Source organism: Actinomyces faecalis (assembly GCF_013184985.2).
Taxonomy (GTDB): domain Bacteria; phylum Actinomycetota; class Actinomycetes; order Actinomycetales; family Actinomycetaceae; genus Actinomyces; species Actinomyces faecalis.
Genome location: NZ_CP063418.1, coordinates 2,065,541 through 2,087,591 on the forward strand (window position 1 = coordinate 2,065,541; position 22,051 = coordinate 2,087,591).

Consider the following 22,051-nt stretch of genomic DNA (forward strand, 5'->3'; position numbering starts at 1 on the left):
GGCGGAAGCAGACCGCCTCGCCAAGGCCAACGAGGCCAGCCACCCTCGCACGCACGGGCCCGGCACCTTCACAGGTACCGGGCCCGTCAGCCAGACAAGGAAGAGGGTCAGCTACGGCCTGCGTAGTTGGGTGCCTCCACAGTCATCTGGACGTCGTGAGGGTGGGACTCCTTGAGGCCTGCCGCCGTGATCCGCACGAACTGGCCGTTGGCCTTGAGCTCGGGGATCGTGCGGGCTCCGACGTAGAACATCGACTGGTGGAGACCGCCCACGAGCTGGTAGACGACGTCAGCCAGGGAGCCGGAGTAGGGAACCTGCCCCTCGATGCCCTCGGGCACGATCTTGTCATCACCGGTGACGTCAGCCTGGAAGTAGCGGTCCTTGGAGTAGGACGTGCGTCCGCGCGAGCTCATGGCACCCAGCGAGCCCATGCCGCGGTAGCGCTTCCACTGCTTGCCGTTGACGAAGACGAGGTCGCCAGGAGACTCGGTGCACCCGGCCAGGAGGGAGCCGAGCATGACCGTGTCAGCACCGGCGACCATGGCCTTGGCGATGTCTCCGGAGTACTGCAGCCCGCCGTCGGCGATGAGCGGCACACCGGCCGGGGTGCAGGCGCGGGCGGCCTCGTAGACCGCCGTCACCTGCGGGACGCCGACGCCGGCGACCACACGCGTGGTGCAGATCGAGCCAGGGCCCACACCGACCTTGACCGCGTCCACACCCGCGTCGATAAGCGCCTGCGCACCCTCCCGGGTCGCCACGTTGCCGCCGATGATCTGGACACCAGCGAAAGCCGGGTCCTTCTTGAGGCGCGAGATCATCTCCAGTGCGAGCCTGGCGCCGCCGTTGGCGGTATCGACGACCAGCACGTCCACGCCTGCCTCAGCCAGCGCGCCCGCACGCTCCCAGGTGTCTCCCCAGTAGCCGACAGCGGCACCGACCACGAGCCGTCCTGCCTCGTCCTTGGTGGCGTGGGGGTACTGCTCGGTCTTGACGAAGTCCTTGACCGTGATGAGACCGGTCAGGTGCCCGGAGTCATCGACCAGCGGCAGCTTCTCGATACGGTGCTCAGCCAGGAGCGCCTTGGCGTCCTCACGCGAGATACCGGTGGGACCGGTGATGAGGCGCTCGCGCGGCGTCATGCAGTCGCGCACGTGCAGCGTGCCCCAGGTGTCCGCCGGCACGAAGCGCAGGTCGCGGTTGGTGATGATGCCAAGGAGGTTGCCCTCGTCGTCGACCACGGGCAGACCAGAGACCTTGTAGTGACCGCACAGCTTGTCCAGCTCGGCGATCGTGGCGTCCGGCCCGACGGTGACGGGGTCCGAGACCATACCTGACTCCGAGCGCTTGACCCGGCGGACCTGCTGCGCCTGGTCCTCAATGGACAGGTTGCGGTGCAGGATGCCGATACCGCCCTGCCGAGCCATGGCGATCGCCATCTCAGACTCGGTGACGGTATCCATCGCGGCGCTCAGCAGCGGGGTGGACAGGCTGATCTTCTTGGTCAGCCGCGAGGTCGTGTCGACCTCGGAGGGGATGACGTCGGTCAGCCTGGGCAGCAGGAGCACGTCGTCGTAAGTCAGTCCGGTGGGTGCGAAGAGGTCAAGGCTGGTGATCGAGTCGCTCACAGTGTGCATGGTAGGGCCAGGTACGCCTGCCGTGCACCCCGCAGTGGCGTCAGGATGCTCACGAGCCCCACGACAGCCAGCATCCCTAAGCCGCACCAAGGAAGGCAGGACCACACTGGTGCACCGGCTGCTTGCCGTTCTCCCGAAAGCCTCCTAGTCTTCCCTCAGACACAGGCGTGACGGCAAAGTCCGCCGTCGTCGCTGAGAAGGGACTCACTGATGCCTGAGCGGTCGCGCCAGCCTGGTCCCGTGACCGCGTTGTGGGAGTGGCAGTACCAGGGCGCGTGCCTGGGGATGGACTCCGCCCAGTTCTTCCACCCTGACGGCGAGCGGGGCAGGTCGCGCCGGCGACGTGACGACGGCGCGAAGGCCGTGTGCCGTCGCTGCTCGGTCCTCGCGCGCTGCCGCGAGCACGCCCTGTCCACGCAGGAGCCCTACGGGGTGTGGGGTGGCATGACCGAGGAGGAGCGCCGGGCCCTCCTCTCCAGCCGTCCGCACTGAGCCGTGCCTCCGGCGCAGGCACGGCCCACAGGCCGACCAGTCCGCCATGACGTAGCCGCCATCACGACTCTCGGCGGGGAGAAGGCCTTTGCCTTCTCCCCGCCGAGAGCTGCTAGTAGGTGTCTAGCCCAAGGTCACTTGGTGACGACGGCGAGCACGTCGCGCGCGGAGAGGATGAGGTAGTCCTCGCCCGCGTACTTGACCTCGGTGCCGCCGTACTTGGAGTAGATGACGACGTCGCCCTCGGCGACGTCCACCGGGATGCGCTTGCCGGAGTCGTCGACGCGGCCGGGGCCCACGGCCACGACCTTGCCCTCCTGCGGCTTCTCCTTGGCGGTGTCCGGGATGACCAGGCCGGAGGCGGTGGTCTGCTCAGCCTCAAGCGTCTGGACGACGATGCGGTCCTCGAGCGGCTTGATGGAGATCGACATGGTGTCCTCCCCTTCTCGCTTGTTCAGCGTACGGATGGTGTTGTGGTCCGCGTCCTGACTTGCCGGTCCGCCGTCGCGGGGGTCGGTCCGTCAGCGCCGAGGGCGCGTGCCGCAGGGCCTTCGTCGACCCTGCGTCCGGAAGAGAATCTACGCGCGCCGTTAGCACTCAGTCAACGTGAGTGCCAAAGTGTGCCCTCAGGTTCGCCGACGGCGAGGCACGGGCATGCCATCATCGTGCCGATGGCCTCTTCCACCTCGTCCTCCTCCCCCAGCGCCACCTCGCTCGCCCCTCTCCTGACTGCCGAGGGGTGGCAGCTGCTGTCCTCCCTCCCGCCCTACGACCCTGAAGGGGTCCTGAGCCTGGGCGAGGAGCTCCGCGCAGCCGGTCACAGCCCAGAGCTGGTGTCCGCAGCGCTGACCCAGCAGCGCCTGCGTGAGCGGGCCGCCGCGAAGTTCGGTCCCTTCGCCGCCCAGATGCTCTTCACTCCCGACGGGCTGGAGCAGGCCACGCGTCTGGCTGTCTCCGCCCACCACGCCGCGCGCTACGCACGTGCCGGAGTCCGCCGGGTGGCGGACCTGGGCTGCGGCATCGGCGGGGACGCCGTCGCCCTGGCAGGCCTCGACCTGCCGGTGCTCGCCGTCGAGCGGGACGAGGCGACAGCGGCCCTGGCCACTGTCAACCTCATGCCCTTCGACCACGCCGAGGTCCTGTGCGCCGACGCCCTCGGGCTCGACCTGGAGGCCCACGACGTCGACGCCGTCTTCGCTGACCCTGCCCGTCGTGCCGGCGGACGACGCCTGAACGACCCGGAGCAGTGGTCTCCGCGCCTGAGCCAGGTCCTGGCCCTGCGTGAGCGGGTCGCCGCCCTCGGCGTCAAGGTGGCTCCCGGGATCGACCACGGCCTCCTTCCGGCTGACTCCCACGTGCAGTGGGTGAGCGTGGGAGGCGAGGTCGTCGAGGCCGGGATCTGGTGCGGGCCACTCGCCCCGGAGGGGCCGGGCCGCTCCGCGCTCGTGATGAGCCCTGACCCAGCCTCGTCAGGCGACCAGGCCTCACACGTCCTGACCGACCCCGAGTGCTCAGACCCCTCGGTCGCTCCCACCCAGCTCGATCCCGTCATCGGGGCGGAGGGGCTCGGACCCCTGCTGCACGAGCCCGACGGCGCAGCCATCCGGGCAGGCCTCGTTGCCCACCTGGCCCGGCGCCTGGGTGCCCGCCCCCTGGCACCGCGTATCGCCTACCTCACCGGCTGCGCGCCGGTCCCCTCCGAGCTGCGTCCCTTCGTGCGCAGCTGGCGGGTCCGTGAGGTCCTGCCCCTGCACCTCAAGGTGCTCAAGGCTCGCGTGCGAGCCAGGGAGATCGGGTGTCTGGAGATTCACCGTCGCGGTGTCGACGTCTCTCCCGACGCGTTGCGTGCCTCGCTGCGCCCCAAGGGGTCTCAGGGCGAGACCTGGGTGCTCACCCGCCTGGGGGCGGCCTCTGACCGCGGCAGGGGCAAGGCCGCCAGCCCCAAGGGCGTCGTCCTCGTCGTCGAGAAGCTCGAGCCTGAGCGCGGGGTCCAGGCACTGCGGCCCGGCCACCAGGCCGGGGCCTAGACTGTTCACCACTGGTCTGGTCCGTGGCGGACTCTCGCCAGCCAGACCAGCGCTCGGCTCCCCTGACGAACGGCGCACGATGACCACGGCACCACGATTCAGCCACCTCCACCGCCAGGCTCTGCCCTTTGCCTCCTCACCGCGCTCCAGCGTCGGCATCGAGTGGGAGCTCCAGCTCCTGGACCGGGACTCCCTCGACCTGCGCCAGTGCGCTGCCGAGATCCTCGGTGCCGTGGGCGAGGACCCGCATATCCACGGCGAGATGATGCTCAACACCGTTGAGCTGGTCTCGGGAGCACGCCAGAGCGTCGCCGAGTGCGTGGAGGACATCGCCTTCGCCTACGACCGGCTGCTGCCCGTGGTCGACCCGCTGCGCGTCGACCTGGTCAGCGCCGGCACCCATCCCTTCGCCGACCCCCTGGTCCAACGGGTCACCGACGCCGAACGCTACTCGCGCCTGGTCGACCGCACCCGCCTGTGGGGCCACCAGATGCTCATCTTCGGCACGCACGTCCACGTCGGCGTCGAGGACCGGGACAAGGCGCTCCCGATCCTCAGGGCCTTGCTCACCCGGACGGCGCACCTGCAGTGCCTCAGCGCGTCCTCCCCCTTCTGGGCTGGTCATGACACCGGCTACGCGGACAACCGCGCCATGATGTTCCAGCAGCTGCCGACCGCAGGTGCGCCTCACCAGCTTGACACCTGGGAGGACCTGGAGGCCTACGCCGGGGACATGATCCACACCGGCGTCATCGAGGAGTTCAGCGAGGTGCGCTGGGACGTGCGCCCTTCCCCCAGGCTCGGGACCGTCGAGGTACGGGCCTGCGACGCAGCGACCAACCTCACCGAGCTCGCAGGGATCGCGGCGCTGACCCAGTGCCTGGTGGAGAGCTTCTCACGGACGCTGGACCGTGGTGAGGCGCTGGACGCCATGCCGGACTGGTACGTGGCCGAGAACAAGTGGCGCTCGGCCCGCTACGGCATGGACGCCATCCTCATCACCGGCTCCGACGGAGAGGAGGAGCTGGTCTCTGACACGGTCTCTCGGATGCTCACCGAGCTCATGCCGGTGGCGGAGGACCTGGGATGCGCCCGCGAGCTCGCCGGTGTCCAGGCGACGCTCGACGCCGGAGCCTCCTACCAGCGCCAGTTCGCCGCGGTCCGGGCAGCCGACGGCGCGAACCAGGCGGCGGTCAGGCTGATGCAGGCTGAGGTCAAGGCAGGCCGTCCTCTGCACCCCACTGAGGTGCTCTCCGTGGCCAGCACGATCCACCCCTCGACCCTGCCGGGCTCCCACCAGGGCCGCTACGCCAGCGCCTGAGCCGTAGGAAGCGAGCCGGCGCGCCTCAGCGCGCGATGATGACGTCCAGAGGCATACCGGAGTCAGGGGCGAAGTCCATCGGGCTGGGCTCCACGCCCGCCCTCACCGCTGCGCTGCCCAGGGCCGCGATCTGAGCGCCGTTGTCCGTGCAGTAGCGCAGCGGGGGCAGGCGCAGCGTGATGCCGGCGGCCTCGCAGCGCTCGGCCGCCAGCGAGCGCAACCGGGAGTTGGCGCAGAAGCCTCCCCCGATGACCAGGGTGTCCACGCCCTCGTCCAGGCAGGCCTGGACCGCCTTACCGGTCAGGGAGTCGTTGACTGCCTCGCAGAAGGCAGCACACACGTCCGCCTTGGGAACCTCACGTCCGGCGTCCTGCAGTGACTCCACGTAGCGAGCGACGGCGGTCTTGAGGCCGGAGAAGGAGAAGTCGTAGCGGTGACGGTCCTTGTCCTTGCCCGCTGCCAGGCCGCGCGGGAAGCGGATCGCCTCGCGGTCGCCCTCCTGGGACAGCCGGTCGACGTGCGGGCCTCCGGGATAGGGCAGATCGAGCAGACGCCCCACCTTGTCGAAGGCCTCCCCGGCGGCGTCGTCGAGCGTGCCACCCAGCTCACGTACATCCGTGGCGATGTCCCGGATCGACACGATGTTGGAGTGGCCGCCTGAGACGATCAGACCGATGGCGCGCTCAGGCAGGGCGCCGTCGACCAGCTCATCGACCGCCAGGTGCCCGATGACGTGGTTGACGCCGTAGACCGGCTTGCCGAGCGAGGCGGCAAGCGCCTTGGCGGCCGAGATCCCCACGGTGAGGGAGCCGATGAGGCCGGGCCCAGCGCACACGGCGACGGCGTCAACCTCGGACAGGTCGACGTCCGCCTTGGCCAGCGCAGCGTCCAGGGTCGGGACGAAGGACTGCAGGTGGGCGCGTGAGGCGATCTCAGGAATGATGCCGCCGAAGCGGGCGTACTCATCCATGGAGGTGGCGACGACGTCGCCCAGCAGCTCCCGGCCACGTACCAGTGCCACACCGGTCTCGTCGCAGGTGGACTCGATTCCCAGGATCAGAGGTTCGCTCACGCCCGACAGCCTAGTCCCTGACGCCAGCCCGCCTGCGACCCGAGAGCACGACGGCGGGGCCGCCACCAGTGAAGGTGACGGCCCCGCCGTTATCAGGTCTGCCTGGCAGGCTCGCTGGAGCTGCCAGGGGGCAGGCTCACACGTGAGCGTGCTGGCCCTTCCACAGGGCGTGGCCGAGGTCGCGGTTCAGGCGCGAGATGACCTCCAGCGGCACGGACTTGGGGCACACCGCAGCGCACTCACCGATATTCGTGCAGCCGCCGAAGCCCTCGGCGTCGTGCTGGTTGAGCATGGAGACCACACGGGGCAGACGCTCCGGCTGGCCCTGCGGGAGCAGGCCCAGGTGGGCGATCTTCGCGCCGGTGAACAGCATGGCCGAGGCGTTCGGGCAGGCCGCCACGCAGGCGCCGCAGCCGATGCAGGCGGCAGCCTCGAAGGCGGCGTCAGCCTTGTCCTTGCGGACCGGGACCGAGTGGGCCTCGGGGGCCGCGCCGGTGTTGACTGAGATATAGCCTCCGGCCTGGACGATGCGGTCCAGGGCGGAGCGGTCGACCACCAGGTCCTTGAGGATCGGGAAGCCGGCCGAGCGCCAGGGCTCGATCGTGATGGTGGAGCCGTCCTTGAAGGAGGGGTCCTCCGCCAGGTGACGCATGTGCAGCTGGCAGGTGGTGGAGCGGATCGGGCCGTGGGCCTGTCCGTTGATGACCACACCGCACTGACCGCAGATGCCCTCGCGGCAGTCCGAGTCGAAGGCGACGGGCTCCTTGCCCTCCTGGAACAGCTGCTCATTGAGCAGGTCGAGGACCTCGAGGAAGCTCATGTGCTCCTCGATACCCGACATGGAGTACTCCTCGAAGTGCCCCTCGGTGTTCTGGTTCTTCTGACGCCAGATCTTGAGCTTGATGTTCACTTGTAACTCCGCTGCTTGAGCTCGATGTCCTTGTAGATCAGGTCCTCCTTGTGGAGGATCGGGGGCTGGTTCTCGCCGCCCCACTCCCACGCGGCCACGTACAGGAACTCGTCGTCGTGACGCAGGGCCTCGCCCTCAGGAGTCTGGGACTCGGCGCGGAAGTGACCACCGCAGGACTCGCGGCGGTGCAGCGCGTCGATGCACATGAGCTCGGCCAGCTCGAAGAAGTCGAGCAGGCGGCCGGCCTTCTCCAGCGTCTGGTTGAGCTCCATCGCCTCACCCGTGATACGGGCGTCACGCCAGAACTCCTCCTTCAGCTCCCGGATCTGCTTGATGGCCTCACGCAGACCCTCGTCACGGCGCTCCATGCCGCAGTACTCCCACATGATGCGTCCCAGCGCCATGTGGAAGTCGTCGACGGACCGGGTACCGCGCAGCGCCATGAGGCGAGTCACGCGCTCCTCGACGTCCTTGCGTGCCTGCTCGATCTCAGGGGCGTTGGGGTCGACCTTGCCCTCACGGAGCATGTCCGCCAGGTAGTCGTTCATCGTGTCCGGCAGGACGAAGTAACCGTCGGCCAGACCCTGCATGAGCGCTGAGGCACCCAGACGGTTGGCGCCGTGGTCGGAGAAGTTGGCCTCACCGGCCACGTACAGGCCCGGGATGTTGGACTCCAGGTCGTAGTCCACCCACAGGCCACCCATCGTGTAGTGGACGGCCGGGTAGATACGCATCGGCGTCTCGTAGGGGTCGTCGCCGGTGATGCGCTGGTACATCTCGAACAGGTTGCCGTACTTGGCGCTGACCTGCTCCTTGCCCAGACGCTCGATCGCCTCGGAGAAGTCGAGGTAGACACCACGCGAGACCATGCGCTCGGTGCCGTCCGGGGCCTTCTCCTTGATGGCCGGTCCCACGCCGCGTCCCTCGTCGCACATGTTCTTGGCCTGGCGGGAGGCGATGTCACGCGGGACCAGGTTGCCGAAGGCCGGGTAGATGCGCTCCAGGTAGTAGTCGCGGTCCTCCTCCGGGATGTCCTTCGGGTCCTTCTTGCAGTCCTCTGCCCTCTTCGGCACCCAGATGCGGCCGTCGTTACGCAGGGACTCACTCATCAGGGTGAGCTTGGACTGGAAGTCACCGGACTGCGGGATGCAGGTGGGGTGGATCTGCGTGTAGCAGGGGTTGGCGAAGTAGGCACCCTTACGGTGGGCACGCCACACGGCGGTGGCGTTGCAGCCCATGGCGTTGGTCGACAGGAAGAAGACGTTGCCGTAGCCACCGGTGCACAGCACGACGGCGTCAGCCAGGTGGGTCTCGATCTCGCCGGTGACCATGTCGCGGGCGATGATGCCCTTGGCCTTGCCGTCGACGACGATGAGCTCGACCATCTCGTGGCGGCGGAACTCCTTGACCGTGCCGGCGCGCACCTGCCGCTCCAGCGCCTGGTAGGCGCCGATCAGCAGCTGCTGACCCGTCTGGCCACGGGCGTAGAAGGTACGCGAGACCTGCACGCCGCCGAAGGAGCGGTTGTCCAGCAGGCCACCGTACTCACGGGCGAAGGGAACGCCCTGGGCCACGCACTGGTCGATGATGTTGGCGCTGACCTCGGCCAGGCGGTAGACGTTGTCCTCACGCGCCCGGTAGTCACCGCCCTTGACCGTGTCGTAGAAGAGGCGGTAGACGGAGTCACCGTCGTTGCGGTAGTTCTTCGCCGCGTTGATACCACCCTGGGCCGCGATGGAGTGTGCGCGGCGGGCGGAGTCCTGGTAGAAGAAGCACTTGACGTTGTAGCCCTGCTCGCCCAGCGACGCGGCTGCGGCACCACCGGCCAGGCCGGAGCCGACGACGATGATGTCGAGCTTGCGGCGGTTGGCGGGGTTGACCAGCTTGGCGTTGAACTTGCGCTGCTCCCAGCGCCTGGCGATCGGGACGTCGTGGGGCGCCTTGGTGTCGGCGATCTTCTCGCCCTCGGTGTAGAGGCCCTCGATGAGTTCAGTCATCATTCACTCGCTCTCGATCAGTCAGTGGGCGACGGCCGCGCAGTGGTCAGCGAACTGCTCGGCAGCCGAGCCGATCGCGTCGCAGAACTGCGGGTAGTAGTCAGCAGCGGCCATGGGGGCGTCGACCCATCCGAAGAGGATCGCCGTGGGTACTGCCATGAAGCAGGCGAACAGCGCGAAGGCGACGATGAACGCGATGACGCGGACGAAGGGGACGACGTTCCCGCGCATGGCGCCGACGGTCTGCAGGGCGGACCACACGCCGTGCCACACGTGCAGGCACAGGGCAGCCAGCGCTACCAGGTAGATGAGGTAGACCCACCACAGCTGGAAGCCGTAGTACATGTTCTGGTACGCGCGACCGTGCACGTACTCCCCGCCCGGGGTGGCGGACAGGGTGGTGAACTGCAGGATGTGCCAGACGATGAACAGCAGCAGGATGACACCGCCCCAGCGCATGGTGCGCATGGCGTAGCGCGAGGCGAAGTACTCCGCTCCCGGCTTCTTCACGGCGTACTTGTCGCTGCCGCGCGCCTTCTTGTTGCGGTGCCACAGGTGGAAGGCGCTACCAGCGTGCGCCAGGAGCAGCACCACCAGCGCGATACGCATGATCCACAGGAAGCCCTCGTAGGGCAGCAGCGGGTTCAGCAGGGTCCGCAGGAACACCGCGTAGTGATCGTAGGCAATCTCACCCTGGAAGTAGTGGGTGTTGCCGTAGGCATGGAAGATGACGAAGAGCAGGAAGACGATGCCCGACCACGCCATGAGGCGCTTCATAAACACAGTGGTCGAGAAGGCGGTCCGCTTCTTCTTGGGTGAAACAGTCTGTGAGGCCACGGCGGAAGCGTATCCAGGGTGTGTGCGCCGATAGTCCTACTTGATCGCCCCGATCAGCCCCGTGGATCACGGAATGGCGTTATGACGGCATTTGCGGGCGTCCCAGACGCCTAAGGACCGCTCGTGTCGTCGTCATTCGTCAGGTCAAAAGAGCCCCTGTGCCCCGTCATTTCGTGAGGCTGCTCGCACCAAATATCTCCGAGCCCACAGGCCCCGGCCCTGGTCGCAGGTCCAGACGCATGACGACGGCGTCCTCCACCGGTGCGCTGTAGTAGCGGCGGCGCCTGCCCAGGGGACGGAAACCGTGCCTGGCGTACAGCGTCTGCGCTGCCTCATTCGAGGCGCGTACCTCCAGCAGGACGCCGGCGCACCCCGCCTCGCGGGCCTGCCTCACCACCGCCCGGAGCATGCTGGTGGCGACCCCGCGCCTCCGGGCCGCCGGGACCGTGGCGATGGTCAGCAGGTCCGCCTCCCCCCGGCCGTCGCCGAACCACAGGCCCGCGTAGCCCACCACGACGCCGTCGCCGTCGACGACGACCACGTAGCCGCGGTCAGCCTCAGGGCCTGTGGCCGCCTGAAGCTCGTCAGCCAGCAGGGAGGCGCTCCAGGCCTCCCCGCCGAAGAGCTCCCGCTCCAGGTGGGAGACCTCCGCGAGGTCCCCCACCTCCATCACCCTCAGTCTCAGGCCTGTGCCAGGCGTGCCTGAGGGCTCGGACCCGGCTGCCGTCACCGGTACCGCTTGCGGGTCGTGGGCACCTGGACGTCGGCGTGCCGCAGGTAGAGGGGCTCGGTGGGCAGCTCCTGGCCGGCCTCGAGGCGCGCCAGCGCCACTCGGACCTGGACCAGGGCGTCGCCCGAGACCGGTGCGAGGACCGTGCGGCCCTCTCCCAGCTCGGGGTAGAGGCCGACGCCGGAACCGGCCACGACCGTGACGCCGTCAGCGCTCATGACCTCCGCCAGCCGCGCGGGCGGCAGGACGCTGATCTCTCCCAGGCGCTCGACGTCGTCGGCTCCCTTGGCACGGTAACGGGCGGCGTAGACCTCCTTGCGGCGGGCGTCGGTAGCCACCTGGACCACGGAGCGTTCGTCCTCGCCCCCTTGCTGAGCCAGCTCGTCGAGCGCGCGGCGTGCGACGGCGTCCAGGCTCTCCACACCGTGTACCGGCAGGTCCCGGGCACGTGCGACGGTGCGGGCGGTCACGAGGCCCGCACGCAGGCCGGTGAAGGGTGCTGGTCCGGTCGCGGCCACGACGGCGTCCAGCGGCTGCGCGGCCACGGCTGGGTCTGTCAGGGCCTGGGCGAGCATCGGGCCCAGGGACTCAGCGTGGTGGCGTGAGTCCTCCTGGGCGGCACGAGTCAGGACGGTCAGGGCGCGTTCCTGGGTCTGGTCCGTGCGGGCCGGGGCCGCGTCGCAGACCAGGAGCTGGGTTCCGAGTGAGGAGTCGATCGAGACAATGCGCACGGGCCCAGCCTAGGCCCTGACCTGCTTCGGCCGCTCAGAGCACGAGGGCTCCCAGGTCCGTCTGTCTCCACCGCTCGCCCAGCGCGGTGATCGTGATGACTCGTCGGCCGTCGTCGACCTCGGCCAGGTCCGTGACCTCGTCCTCCTCATCCGTGACGCCCTCCTGGTCGTCAGGTCCCGTCGCGGCCAGACCGCCGTGCGGACGCGCGACCACGACCTCCAGGCGGTCGGCGGACAGGGCCTCGACCTTGTCCTCCCCCCACTCCACGAGGGTCACGGACTCCTGGAGGGAGGAGTCCAGATCCAGCGCGTCAATCTCCTCCAGGGAGGACAGCCGGTAGGCGTCGACGTGGATGAGGTCGGGGCCGTCTCCCAGGGCCGGGTGGACGCGGGCGATGATGAAGGTCGGGGAGGAGACCCTGCCACGCACGTCCATGGCTGAGCCGACGCCCTGGGCCAGCGTCGTCTTGCCTGCCCCGAGCCCTCCCGAGAGCATGACGAGGTCGCCCGGACGCAGGAAGGAGGCCAGGCGTGCCCCGAGAGCGCGTGTGGCGTCCGCGTCCGTCGTCGTCACGGTCACGGTCTGGGCTGAACGAGAGGTCATCACCACTCCTGAGGTCACGGGTCGCGCGGCGGGGCGGGCCGCCGGCACAACTCTAGGCGCCCGTGCAAGAAGGGACAGCGACCGCCGGGACGCAGGCCGTCACCGCCCGCCGTCCCAGCCCCTCCCCGAGGGGCCGACGGCCACGCGCGGGACCCTCGGCCCCAGCCGGGTGACGATCTCGTAGCTGATGGTGGAGCACACCCGTGCCCACTCCTCCGCCGTGGGCACCCCCTCACCGTCACGCTGCGGGTCCCCCCACAGGACGGCGAGGTCCCCGGCAGCCGCGGGGGCGGGCAGGTCGTGGCCCTGCGGGTCCCTTGCCGGCCCCAGGTCGACCACGACCTGGTCCATGCACACCCTGCCCACCAGCGTCGTGCGTCGACCCGCCACCCATACCGGGCCGGCGCTGGCAGCCGCCCGTGGGACACCGTCGCCGTACCCCACAGGCACCAGGCCCACCCACCGGTCGGTGGGGGCGACCCAGGTCCCGCCGTAGGAGACGGCCTGCCCGGCAGGGATGCGCTTGACCTGCACGAGGGGCGCCTGCAGGCGCATGACAGGACGCAGCCCCAGCTCCTGGGAGGTAGCCACACCCGGTTCGGGCGAGAAGCCGTACAGGCCGATACCGGCACGTACCAGGTCCAGGCGAGCCTCAGGGTGCCACTGGAGCCCTCCGGTCGCAGACAGGTGGCGCACGCGCGGGCGCAGCCCTGCCTGGTGAAGGACCTGCTCACCACGGCGGAAACGCTCCAGGTGATCCTCGGTCGAGCCGCTGTCCGGCTCGTCAGCCCGCGAGAGGTGGGACCACAGGCCGACGACGTCGACCAACCCCTCGTCCTGCGAGGCCCTGGCCGCACGTGCCAGGTCCGGCAGGTCCTCCGGCACCGCCCCCGCGCGGGACATCCCCGTGTCCACCTTGACGTGGATCCGGGCTATGACGCCCTGGGCGCGCGCCGCGGCACGAACGGCCTGCAGCTGCGTCAGCGTGGAGACTGACAGGTCGAGGTCCGCCACCAACGCCTCCCGCAGAGGCGAGCCTTCCTGAGCAGCCTGCTCCGGGCTCAGGACGGGGACGAGCCAGCACAGCAGGCGTGGCTCCCGGCTGGAGGCCGGCTCGGCGGACGAGCGCGGGCGCGCGACACCAGCTGCGTCGAGCAGGCCGCGCAGGTGCAGCGCCTCATCAAGCTGGGCGACGCCAAGCCAGCTGGCACCGGCGTCCAGGCAGGTCCTCGCCACCGCCTCGATACCGTGGCCGTAGGCATCGGCCTTGACCACGGCCATCCACGCGCGTCCAGCCGTACCGGCAAGGACACGGGCGTTGTGGGCCAGGGCCTCCAGGTCGATGAGGGCACAGGCAGTCGCGGCCCCGGGCGCCCTGACATCAGCCGCCCAGGTGCGTACCGAGGCCTGCGACACGGGTGAGTCAGCGAAGGACGCGACAGTCATGGGCGACATTCTCCCACTCTCACCACGGGCGAGCCGTCAGAGGGCCGGGCTGTGAGCGACCATTCGCGCCAGGACACCAGGTAGCGCCTCCGCGACGTCCAGGGCCGTGACCGGCCCGCCGTGCGCGCTCTCGCGCTCGCCGTCAGTCTCCGGCCCCTGTCGGGTCAGGCTCGCCGCCCAACCGGCGCGTGCGTGAAGACGGACCGCGAGCGCGGCACAGGCTGCGGGATCCAGCCTCTCGCCGCCCTGCTCCTCCTGCGCTCCCCGAGCGGCGAGCACGGTCCCCAGGACCCCCGCCAGGACGTCGCCGCTGCCGGCCGTGGCCAGCCAGCCGGGACCAGCGTCCAGGGACAGCAGTGGCCCGGTCTCGTTCCCGGCCCCTCCCGGCTCCGCCCCTGCTGGACGCGCCACGAGCGTCGGGGTCCCCTTGAGCACGACCGTGGCGCCGGTCAGCGTCGCCAGGTGCCGGACTGCGGCAGCCGGAGCCGCCTCGACCTCATGGCGGGTGCGCCGCACGCCGAGCTCACTGATCAGCGCTGCGGCCTCGCCCGCGTGGGGAGTCAGTACCCTGCGCTCACCCAGCCCGCCAGGCGCGGTCTGCACGGCTGCGAGCAAGGACGGCACCAGCGTCAGGGCGCCCGCGTCCACGACAGCAGGCAGGTCCTGGTCGAGGGCACGCTCCAGCGCCGCGGCCAGCTGGGCCATCCGCTCCTCGTCCCCCGGGTCGGTCCCCGGTCCGATGACCAGGGCCTGGCAGCGGCCGTCAGCCGGGACGACCTCGGGGCGGGACGCGAGCACGAGGTCCTCCACGCGACGTGGGGCGAGCAGCCGGACCATGCCGGCGCCCGTGCGCGCAGCCGCGCTCGCGGTCAGGACGGCGGCGCCGGGGTAGGTCTGGCTTCCGGCCCACAGGCCCACGACGCCGCGGGTGTACTTGTGGTCGGCGTCGCCGGGTACCGTCACCATCCTGGCGAGCGTGGCGTCGTCGGGACGCTGTGCCAGAGGGGCGCAGGCTGGCACCGGCAGCCCGAGGTCAGCCACCTCAAGCTCTCCGACGTACTGAGCGGCCGGCGGCAGGAGGTGGGTACCACGCAGGCAGGTGAAGGTCACCGTCCGGTCGGCGGCCAGCACCGGCCCGGATACGGTGCCGTCGTCGACGCCGGTCCCCGAGGGCACGTCCACCGCGAGGACCCGGAAAGGACGCTCGCCGCGCCCGCCCCGAGCGAGAAGAGGCTCGATGAGAGCGGCCGCCTCGGCGCGCAGGACCCCAGTGGCGCCGATGCCCGTCAGCCCGTCCAGGACGAGCCGGAAGGAGAGCGGACCGGAGGGCGCGGTCTCGTCGTGCAGCCAGGAGACCGCCTGCTGTCTGGCAAGGACCGTAACGCCGTCGGCGTGCGCCTGGGCCAGGGCTGCGGCGTGCGGGTGCTCGGTGGCCAGCAAGGCGGTCACGCGCGCACCGGCGCGTTGGAGCCCCGCACCTGCCAGGAGCGCGTCGCCACCGTTGTGCCCTCCGCCTACCAGGAGCACGACCCCTGCACCGACGATCCCGGCCACCTGGTGGCGGGCGACGTCGTCAGCCCGGACTGCCAGCTCCCGCCTGGAGGCGGCCAGCAGGTAGTGAGCTGCGGCGCTCATGTAGCGGTCGGTGCCCGCCGTCAGCGGCGCCTCGGCCTCGGCAATGGCAGACGCCGGGTAGGCGGTGGTCGGGTGGAGGGTCGGGCAGGTCTCACGCACCTGCCCATCCTCCCCTGCCTCGCGAGGCTGTGACAGTGCCTGGCCGCTGCCAGTCTCTGCGGGTCCTGGACCCAGGGCCACGAGCTGGTGAGGAAGGCCTCAACCGCGCGGTGACAGACGGAGTAGGGACAGGAGGTGACCCAGTCCCCACCTTGTGAGGCGTCCGTCGCGATCTTCCGCACGACCGAGGACTTAGCTGTTCCCGTCCCGTGCCCACGGACGGCCCCACCCGTCACTTGGCCTGCGCCCTCAGACCTGGTTACCTGGAGGGGTGATCGTAGGAGTCGGCACCGACCTGGTGGACGTGGCACGGTTTGAGGCCGGGTTACGCGATACCCCGGCACTGGCTGAGCGGGTCCTGACCGACCGCGAGCGCGAGGCCTGCGCCACCCGACCAGCCTCGCTGGCCGTCCGCTTCGCGGCCAAGGAGGCGGTGCTCAAGGTCCTCGGCTCCGCACTCGCCCAGCGTGGCCGCCAGGCCCCCAGCGGCTGGAGCTACCGGGACATCGAGGTCGTCACCGCTGCGGGCGCGCCTCCGCGCCTGGCGCTGCACGGCGTCGTCGCTCAGGTGGCCGACGAGCTCGCCGTCTCGCACTGGCACCTGAGCCTGTCCCACGACGGCGGGGCCGCCGTCGCCGTCGTCCTCGCCGAGGGCTGAGCCCGCCTACCCCCTCTCACCGCGAGCGCGCAGGTCGGTGGGTGAGTGCGCACCATGGTCATGCACACTCACCCACCGACCTGCACATTGGAGCGCCCGGCTCCCCTCACCAGCTCCTACTCGACCGTGACGGACTTGGCGAGGTTGCGCGGCTGGTCGACGTCCAGCCCCTTGGCCCCAGCCAGCGCAGCCGCGAAGACCTGGAGCGGGACCACCGTGAGCAGCGGCCACATGAGGGTGGGCGTACGCGGGACCCGGATGACGTCATCGGCGAAGGCGTCCACCGCGGCGTCGCCCTCCTCCGCGATGATGATCGTGCGCGCACCGCGGGCACGCACCTCCTGGATGTTGGAGATGACCTTGTCGTGCAGCACGGGTCGGCGCGGAGTGGGGACGATGATGAAGATCGGCAGACCCTCCTCCACCAGGGCGATCGGCCCGTGCTTGAGCTCACCTGCGGCGAAGCCCTCGGCGTGCACGTAAGCCAGCTCCTTGAGCTTGAGCGCTCCCTCCAGGGCCACCGGGTAGCCCACGTGACGGCCCAGGAACAGGAAGGAGCTACTACCAGCCAGCTCAGCCCCCAGGGCCTTGACCTTGTCCTCCTGGGTGTCGAGCAGCTGCTCGATCTTGGCAGGGATCTGGGCGAGGTTGTCCAGGTAGTCGGCCACCTCGTCCGGCCACTTGTTGCCCCGCAGCTGGGCGAGGTAGAGGCCCAGCAGGTAGCAGGCCGTGATCTGGGCGAGGAAGGCCTTGGTCGAGGCCACGGCGACCTCGGGGCCGGCATGGGTGTAGAGCACGGCGTCAGCCTCTCGAGCGATGGTCGAGCCGTAGGTGTTGACGATGGCCAGGACCTTGGATCCCTGCTCGCGGGCGTGACGCACCGCCTGGATGGTGTCCATCGTCTCCCCGGACTGGGAGATGGCCACCGTCAGCGTCTTCTCGCTCACGATCGGGTCACGGTAGCGGAACTCGTGCGCCAGCTCGATCTCCACCGGGATCCGGCACCAGTGCTCGATGGCGTACTTGGCCACGTGCCCGGCGTAGGAGGCGGTGCCGCAGGCGATGACGATGATCTTGTCCACGCTGCGCAGCACGGAGGGGTCGATCCGCATCTCGTCCAGGACGATCTCGCCGCGCTCGTCCACGCGCCCGCGCAGGGTGTCCGCCACGGCGGTGGGCTGCTCGTGGATCTCCTTGTCCATGAAGGTCTCGTAACCGCCCTTGACCGCCGCCGAGGCGTCCCAGGACACCTCCCAGGTGCGCGGGGTAACCCGGCGGCCCTGCGCGTCCCAGACGGTGACAGACCCGGCCTCCACGAGCACCACCTGGTCATCGGCAACCTCAGCGGCCTTCTTGGTGAAGGCGACGAAGGCGGCCACGTCTGAGCCCAGGAAGTTCTCCCCCTCCCCTAGGCCGATGACCAGGGGGCTGGAACGACGCGCTGCCACGATGACGCCGGGAGCCAGCGGCGTGACGGCGAGCAGGGTGAAGGCGCCCTCCAGACGCTTGGTGACCGCCTGCATCGCCTCCACGAGCAGGGCGGCGACGGTGTCAGGTCCCAGGTCCTGACCAGCGCGCTCAGCCTGGGCCAGGCGGCCGTCAAGGTCCATGTCCAGGACGTGGGCGGCTACCTCAGTGTCCGTGCAGGATGCCAGGGTGCGGCCAGCAGCCTCGACCTCGGCGCGCAGGGAACGGAAGTTCTCGATGATGCCGTTGTGGACCAGCGCGATATTGCCGGCGCGGTGGGGGTGGGCGTTGTCGGTCGTCGGACCGCCGTGGGTGGCCCACCGGGTGTGTCCAATACCGGCGAAGGCCGGGTGGGGCGGGGTGTCGGCAAGCGCCGCACGCAGGTTGTCCAGCTTGCCTGCCGCCTTGACGAGGCTGAGCCCCTGCGGGCCAACCAGCGCGACCCCCGCAGAGTCGTATCCGCGGTACTCCAGGCGTCCCAGGCCGTCCAGCAGGACGGTGAGCGAGCGGTCAGAGGCTGTCAGTGGACCGGTGTGGCCGACGATTCCGCACATGGGGCGATGCAACCACGCTCGAAGGCGTCGATCAACGCACTGCGCTGTCAGCGTGGCGGGCAGGCTTAGGCGTCACGGACCCCGATAGGACACACTGGAGCCGTGAGCGCACCGTCTCCCTTCATCGAGCTCTCCCGTGACCAGTGGCGAGCCCTGGCCTCCTCAGCCCCGCTGCCCCTGACCCAGGCGGACGTGGAGAATCTGCGCGGCCTGGGCGACCCGATCGACCTGCCCGAGGTCGACGTCGTCTACCGTCCCCTCACCGCGCTGCTGGAGACCTACATCGCCTCCACCCGGGCACGCGGCCAGGCGACGGCTGACTTCCTCGGGGTGGACGAGCGCCCGACCCCCTTCATCATCGCCGTCGCCGGGTCGGTGGCGGTGGGCAAGTCGACCACCGCCCGTCTCATCGCCCACCTCCTGCGCCGCTTCCCGGACACGCCCCGGGTGGGCCTGGTGACCACGGACGGCTTCCTCCTTCCCAACGCCGCCCTGGAGGAACGGGGACTGACCGCCCGTAAAGGCTTCCCCGAGTCCTACGACCGTCACGCGCTGCTCGACTTCGTGGCTGCGGTCAAGTCCGGGGCTCCCCGGGTGGAGGCGCCGGTCTACTCCCACACGGTCTATGACATCGTGCCCGAGCGACGTATCGCGGTCGAGCGCCCGGACGTGCTCGTGCTGGAGGGACTCAACGTCCTTCAGCCCGCCCCACGCGGGCACCAGCCTCTGGGCGGCTCCACCCTGGCGGTCTCCGACTTCATCGACTTCTCGATCTACGTCGACGCTGACCCCGAGCACATCCGCAGCTGGTACCTGGACCGCTTCCTCACCCTCAAGCGCACGGCCTTCCGCGACCCGCGCTCCTACTTCCGCCGCTACGCCTCCCTGCCCGACGACGTGGCCCTGACGGTCGCCGGGGGGATCTGGGAGAGCGTCAACCTGGCCAACCTCAAGGAGAACATCGAGCCCACGCGCGAGCGCGCGACGCTGGTGCTGCACAAGGACGCCGACCACCACATGAGCCGGGTGCGTCTGCGCAAGGCCTGAGTCCGGCCCGGCTGCGGGCACGCGGCAGCACGGGTCCCTGCGGCCCTCGCGCGGCTCCACGTGACGACGGCGGGGCCCGCTTTTCCAGCGAGAGGTGGGCTCCGCCGTCGTGCGGATAACCAGGGGCCTACAGCGAGAGCGTGTCCTTGACGACGCCAGCCAGCCGACCGGCGACCTCGTCCGCCTCCTCCTGCGTGGCAGCCTCGACCATGACGCGTACGACCGGCTCGGTGCCCGAGGGACGCAGAAGCACGCGGCCGGTCTCGCCCAGGCGCGCCTCGGCTGCGACGACCGCGTCCTGGACGGTCTTGTCCGTGCCGGCAGCCACCTTGTCCACGCCGCGGACGTTGATGAGGGTCTGGGGCAGGCGGGTGACCACGCTGGCCAGCTCCGCCAGGGACTTGCCCGTGCGCTTCATCCGCGCGGCCACACGCAGGGAGGTCAGGACTCCGTCGCCGGTCGTGGCGTGCAGGGAGTCGATGACGTGACCGGACTGCTCCCCGCCCAGGGTGTAGCCGCCCTGAAGCATCTTCTCCAGGACGTAGCGGTCTCCCACACCGGTCTGGACAGTGCGGATGCCGTGCTCCTTCATAGCCAGGATGAGGCCGAGGTTGCTCATCACCGTGACCACCAGGGTGTCAGAGCCCAGGGTGCCGTCCTCCTTCATGCCGATAGCCAGCAGGCCCATGATCTGGTCGCCGTCGACGAGGGTGCCCTCGGTGTCCACGGCCAGGCAGCGGTCGGCGTCTCCGTCGTAGGCCACGCCCATGTCCGCGCCCACACTGCGCACGTAGGCCTGAAGCTGCTCGGGGTGGGTGGAGCCACAGGCGTCGTTGATGTTGAGGCCGTCCGGGGAGGCGTTGATGACGATGACCTCGGCGCCGGCGGCACGCAGAGCGGCCGGGCCCACGGTCGAGGCGGCCCCGTTGGATGCGTCGACGACGATGCGCAGGCCGGACAGGTCAGTGGCCACCGAGTCGACGAGGTGGTTGATGTAGTTCTGGTCCGCCACGGTCTCACCCTTGATGACCCGGCCGACCCCAGCGCCTGTGGGCAGCTGGTCGATCGTGCCGAGCAGGGACTCGATCTCGTCCTCGACGGCGTCGGCGAGCTTGTAGCCACCACGGGCGAAGAACTTGATCCCGTTGTCCTGGAAGGGGTTGTGGGAGGCAGAGATGACCACGCCCAGGTCCACGTCCTGGGACGCCGTCAGGTGGGCGATGGCTGGGGTCGGCAGGATGCCCACACGGGTGACGTCCACGCCGGAGGAGGCCAGGCCGGCCGAGATGGCGTGGTCGAGGAACTCGCCGCTGGCGCGAGTGTCGCGGCCCACGATGGCACGTGGCCGTCCGCTGCGTGAGCGCTTGGAGGCTGGGGTCTGCCGGGTGAGGACCTGGGCCGCTGCCTCACCGAGCTGAACGGCCAGGGCCGGGGTGAGCAGGTCGTTGGCCAGGCCGCGCACGCCGTCGGTGCCAAAGAGTCGTGCCATGGGTGTTCCTCCTGAGGTCGATACCGCCTCATCATCCCACGCTGGTGCCGCGGTCTCCGCCAGCCGTGCCTGTCCGCCGCCTGTCAGGCAGGTGCCTGCAGGCCGCTCAGGAGTCGTCTCCCGGCTCATGCACTAGGTTGTGGTGATGAGCAGTGTGCACGAGACCACCGATCCCTTCGAGCTTGCGCGCCAGGCCGCTGACGTCATCGCCGGTCGCTCCGGGGTCGCCTCCCACGACCTCGCCCTGGTGCTGGGCTCCGGGTGGGGCGGCGCGGCCGACCTCATCGGCGAGACGGTCAGCGAGATCCCTGCCTCCGAGGTCCCCGGCTTCCACGCCCCGGCGGTAGCCGGCCATGTTCCGGTCATGCGGTCGGTCCGCGTGACCGGGACGAACCGCCACGCGCTGGTCCTGGGCAGCCGCACCCACTTCTACGAAGGACGTGGCGTGCGCGCCGTCGCCCACGGCATGCGCACTGCGGCCGCCGTAGGCGCCACGCAGGTCGTCCTCACCAACGGCTGCGGCGGACTGAACCCGGAGTGGAAGCCAGGACAGGTCGTCCTCATCCGTGACCACATCAACCTCACGGCCGCCTCCCCGCTTGAGGGCGCGACCTTCGTCGACCTCACTGACCTGTACTCCCAGCGCCTGCGTGACCTCGCCCACGATGTCGACCCGAGCCTGCCCGAGGGCGTCTACGTCCAGTTCCGGGGCCCCCACTACGAGACGCCGGCCGAGGTCAGGATGGCTGGGATCCTGGGAGGCGACCTTGTCGGTATGTCCACGACGCTCGAGGCCATCGCCGCCCGTGAGGCCGGGATGGAGGTGCTGGGCCTGTCCCTCATGACCAACCTGGCCGCCGGCATCTCCCCCACGCCGCTGTCTCACGCCGAGGTCATCGAGGCCGGGCAGCAGGCGGCGCCACGCATCGCCCGGCTGCTGGCTGACGTCGTCATGCGTATGGGCTGATCGGCGTCGTCGCAGACTCACGGTCATCACGGCAGCCTGTCCCGTGCCGCGAGCTCACCCGCTCACGGCACGGGACAGTTGTTCCAGGCGAGTGCCCGCGGCGGCAACAACGTCGTCAGCACAGGTTGGCGGCGTGCTTCGGCGATGGCGGCGTGCTCCCGCCAGGTGGCGGCGTGCCTGCATCGATAGCAACGTGCTCCGGCAAGGTGGCGGCGTGTCATGGGAATCTCGCGGCGTGCATCCATCACATCGCGGCGTGCCTACCTGTTGGAGGCGTGCGTACAAACGTTCCAGCACACGCCGCCTCGACAGATGTACGCCGTCGCGGTAC

Annotated in this window: 19 protein-coding genes; 6 read left to right on the plus strand and 13 right to left on the minus strand. The window is 69.9% G+C overall.

Annotated elements, in window-relative coordinates; translation table 11 throughout:
• Positions 1-107 precede the first annotated feature (107 nt).
• On the minus strand, positions 108-1,637 hold the full coding sequence (gene guaB, locus HRL51_RS08845) for an IMP dehydrogenase (protein WP_172191355.1): 1,530 nt from the start codon (positions 1,635-1,637) through the stop codon (positions 108-110).
• A gap of 210 nt (positions 1,638-1,847) precedes the next feature.
• Between guaB and HRL51_RS08850 the strand changes: the two genes are divergently transcribed.
• On the plus strand, positions 1,848-2,129 hold the full coding sequence (locus tag HRL51_RS08850) for a WhiB family transcriptional regulator (RefSeq protein WP_172120346.1): 282 nt from the start codon (positions 1,848-1,850) through the stop codon (positions 2,127-2,129).
• 134 nt (positions 2,130-2,263) lie between these two features.
• Here the strand turns inward: HRL51_RS08850 and groES are convergent, their stop codons facing one another.
• Positions 2,264-2,560 carry a co-chaperone GroES gene (groES, locus tag HRL51_RS08855; RefSeq protein ID WP_006548435.1) on the minus strand — a complete coding sequence of 99 codons (297 nt, stop codon included), beginning with the start codon at positions 2,558-2,560 and terminating at the stop codon, positions 2,264-2,266.
• 240 nt (positions 2,561-2,800) lie between these two features.
• Here groES and HRL51_RS08860 point away from each other — a divergent pair, with 240 nt between their 5' ends.
• Entirely contained in the window at positions 2,801-4,156 is a 1,356-nt protein-coding gene (locus HRL51_RS08860; protein ID WP_172191357.1) for a class I SAM-dependent methyltransferase, read from the plus strand.
• Between the two features lie 79 nt (positions 4,157-4,235).
• Positions 4,236-5,477 (plus strand): glutamate--cysteine ligase, encoded by a 1,242-nt coding sequence (locus HRL51_RS08865; RefSeq protein WP_172191359.1) that lies wholly within the window; start codon positions 4,236-4,238, stop codon positions 5,475-5,477.
• Positions 5,478-5,502: 25 nt separating this feature from the next.
• Here the strand turns inward: HRL51_RS08865 and tsaD are convergent, their stop codons facing one another.
• The 9 genes from tsaD to HRL51_RS08910 form a co-directional block, all read right to left on the minus strand.
• Positions 5,503-6,549 carry a tRNA (adenosine(37)-N6)-threonylcarbamoyltransferase complex transferase subunit TsaD gene (gene tsaD / locus HRL51_RS08870; RefSeq protein ID WP_172120350.1) on the minus strand — a complete coding sequence of 349 codons (1,047 nt, stop codon included), beginning with the start codon at positions 6,547-6,549 and terminating at the stop codon, positions 5,503-5,505.
• 136 nt (positions 6,550-6,685) lie between these two features.
• Positions 6,686-7,459 carry a succinate dehydrogenase/fumarate reductase iron-sulfur subunit gene (locus HRL51_RS08875; protein WP_172120351.1) on the minus strand — a complete coding sequence of 258 codons (774 nt, stop codon included), beginning with the start codon at positions 7,457-7,459 and terminating at the stop codon, positions 6,686-6,688.
• Positions 7,456-9,456 carry a fumarate reductase/succinate dehydrogenase flavoprotein subunit gene (locus HRL51_RS08880; protein ID WP_172120353.1) on the minus strand — a complete coding sequence of 667 codons (2,001 nt, stop codon included), beginning with the start codon at positions 9,454-9,456 and terminating at the stop codon, positions 7,456-7,458. Before HRL51_RS08880 ends, HRL51_RS08875 begins: the two co-directional genes overlap by 4 nt.
• A 21-nt stretch (positions 9,457-9,477) precedes the next feature.
• A complete protein-coding gene (locus tag HRL51_RS08885) occupies positions 9,478-10,233 on the minus strand; it encodes a succinate dehydrogenase cytochrome b subunit (RefSeq protein WP_172120475.1) in 756 nt (251 codons plus the stop codon).
• Positions 10,234-10,459: 226 nt separating this feature from the next.
• Positions 10,460-10,963, minus strand: a complete 504-nt coding sequence (gene rimI / locus HRL51_RS08890; RefSeq protein ID WP_172120354.1) for a ribosomal protein S18-alanine N-acetyltransferase — start codon at positions 10,961-10,963, stop codon at positions 10,460-10,462.
• A gap of 56 nt (positions 10,964-11,019) precedes the next feature.
• On the minus strand, positions 11,020-11,754 hold the full coding sequence (tsaB, locus tag HRL51_RS08895) for a tRNA (adenosine(37)-N6)-threonylcarbamoyltransferase complex dimerization subunit type 1 TsaB (RefSeq protein ID WP_172191361.1): 735 nt from the start codon (positions 11,752-11,754) through the stop codon (positions 11,020-11,022).
• Between the two features lie 34 nt (positions 11,755-11,788).
• Entirely contained in the window at positions 11,789-12,358 is a 570-nt protein-coding gene (gene tsaE / locus HRL51_RS08900; protein WP_172191363.1) for a tRNA (adenosine(37)-N6)-threonylcarbamoyltransferase complex ATPase subunit type 1 TsaE, read from the minus strand.
• Between the two features lie 99 nt (positions 12,359-12,457).
• Positions 12,458-13,804: an alanine racemase gene (gene alr / locus HRL51_RS08905; RefSeq protein WP_244960150.1), complete on the minus strand. Its 1,347-nt coding sequence runs from the start codon at positions 13,802-13,804 to the stop codon at positions 12,458-12,460.
• A gap of 36 nt (positions 13,805-13,840) precedes the next feature.
• Positions 13,841-15,538, minus strand: coding sequence for a bifunctional ADP-dependent NAD(P)H-hydrate dehydratase/NAD(P)H-hydrate epimerase (locus HRL51_RS08910; RefSeq protein WP_244960151.1), 1,698 nt, complete (start codon positions 15,536-15,538; stop codon positions 13,841-13,843).
• Positions 15,539-15,809: 271 nt separating this feature from the next.
• Here HRL51_RS08910 and HRL51_RS08915 point away from each other — a divergent pair, with 271 nt between their 5' ends.
• Positions 15,810-16,196, plus strand: a complete 387-nt coding sequence (locus HRL51_RS08915; RefSeq protein WP_172120370.1) for a holo-ACP synthase — start codon at positions 15,810-15,812, stop codon at positions 16,194-16,196.
• Between the two features lie 116 nt (positions 16,197-16,312).
• Here HRL51_RS08915 and glmS read toward each other — a convergent pair whose 3' ends face one another.
• Positions 16,313-18,217: a glutamine--fructose-6-phosphate transaminase (isomerizing) gene (gene glmS, locus HRL51_RS08920; RefSeq protein WP_172191367.1), complete on the minus strand. Its 1,905-nt coding sequence runs from the start codon at positions 18,215-18,217 to the stop codon at positions 16,313-16,315.
• 102 nt (positions 18,218-18,319) lie between these two features.
• On the opposite strand from glmS, the gene coaA reads away from it, so the two are divergent.
• Positions 18,320-19,264 carry a type I pantothenate kinase gene (coaA, locus tag HRL51_RS08925; RefSeq protein ID WP_172191369.1) on the plus strand — a complete coding sequence of 315 codons (945 nt, stop codon included), beginning with the start codon at positions 18,320-18,322 and terminating at the stop codon, positions 19,262-19,264.
• Positions 19,265-19,391: 127 nt separating this feature from the next.
• Here coaA and glmM read toward each other — a convergent pair whose 3' ends face one another.
• Positions 19,392-20,753, minus strand: a complete 1,362-nt coding sequence (glmM, locus tag HRL51_RS08930; RefSeq protein WP_172120376.1) for a phosphoglucosamine mutase — start codon at positions 20,751-20,753, stop codon at positions 19,392-19,394.
• Between the two features lie 145 nt (positions 20,754-20,898).
• On the opposite strand from glmM, the gene HRL51_RS08935 reads away from it, so the two are divergent.
• A complete protein-coding gene (locus HRL51_RS08935) occupies positions 20,899-21,720 on the plus strand; it encodes a purine-nucleoside phosphorylase (RefSeq protein WP_172120378.1) in 822 nt (273 codons plus the stop codon).
• Positions 21,721-22,051 lie beyond the last annotated feature (331 nt).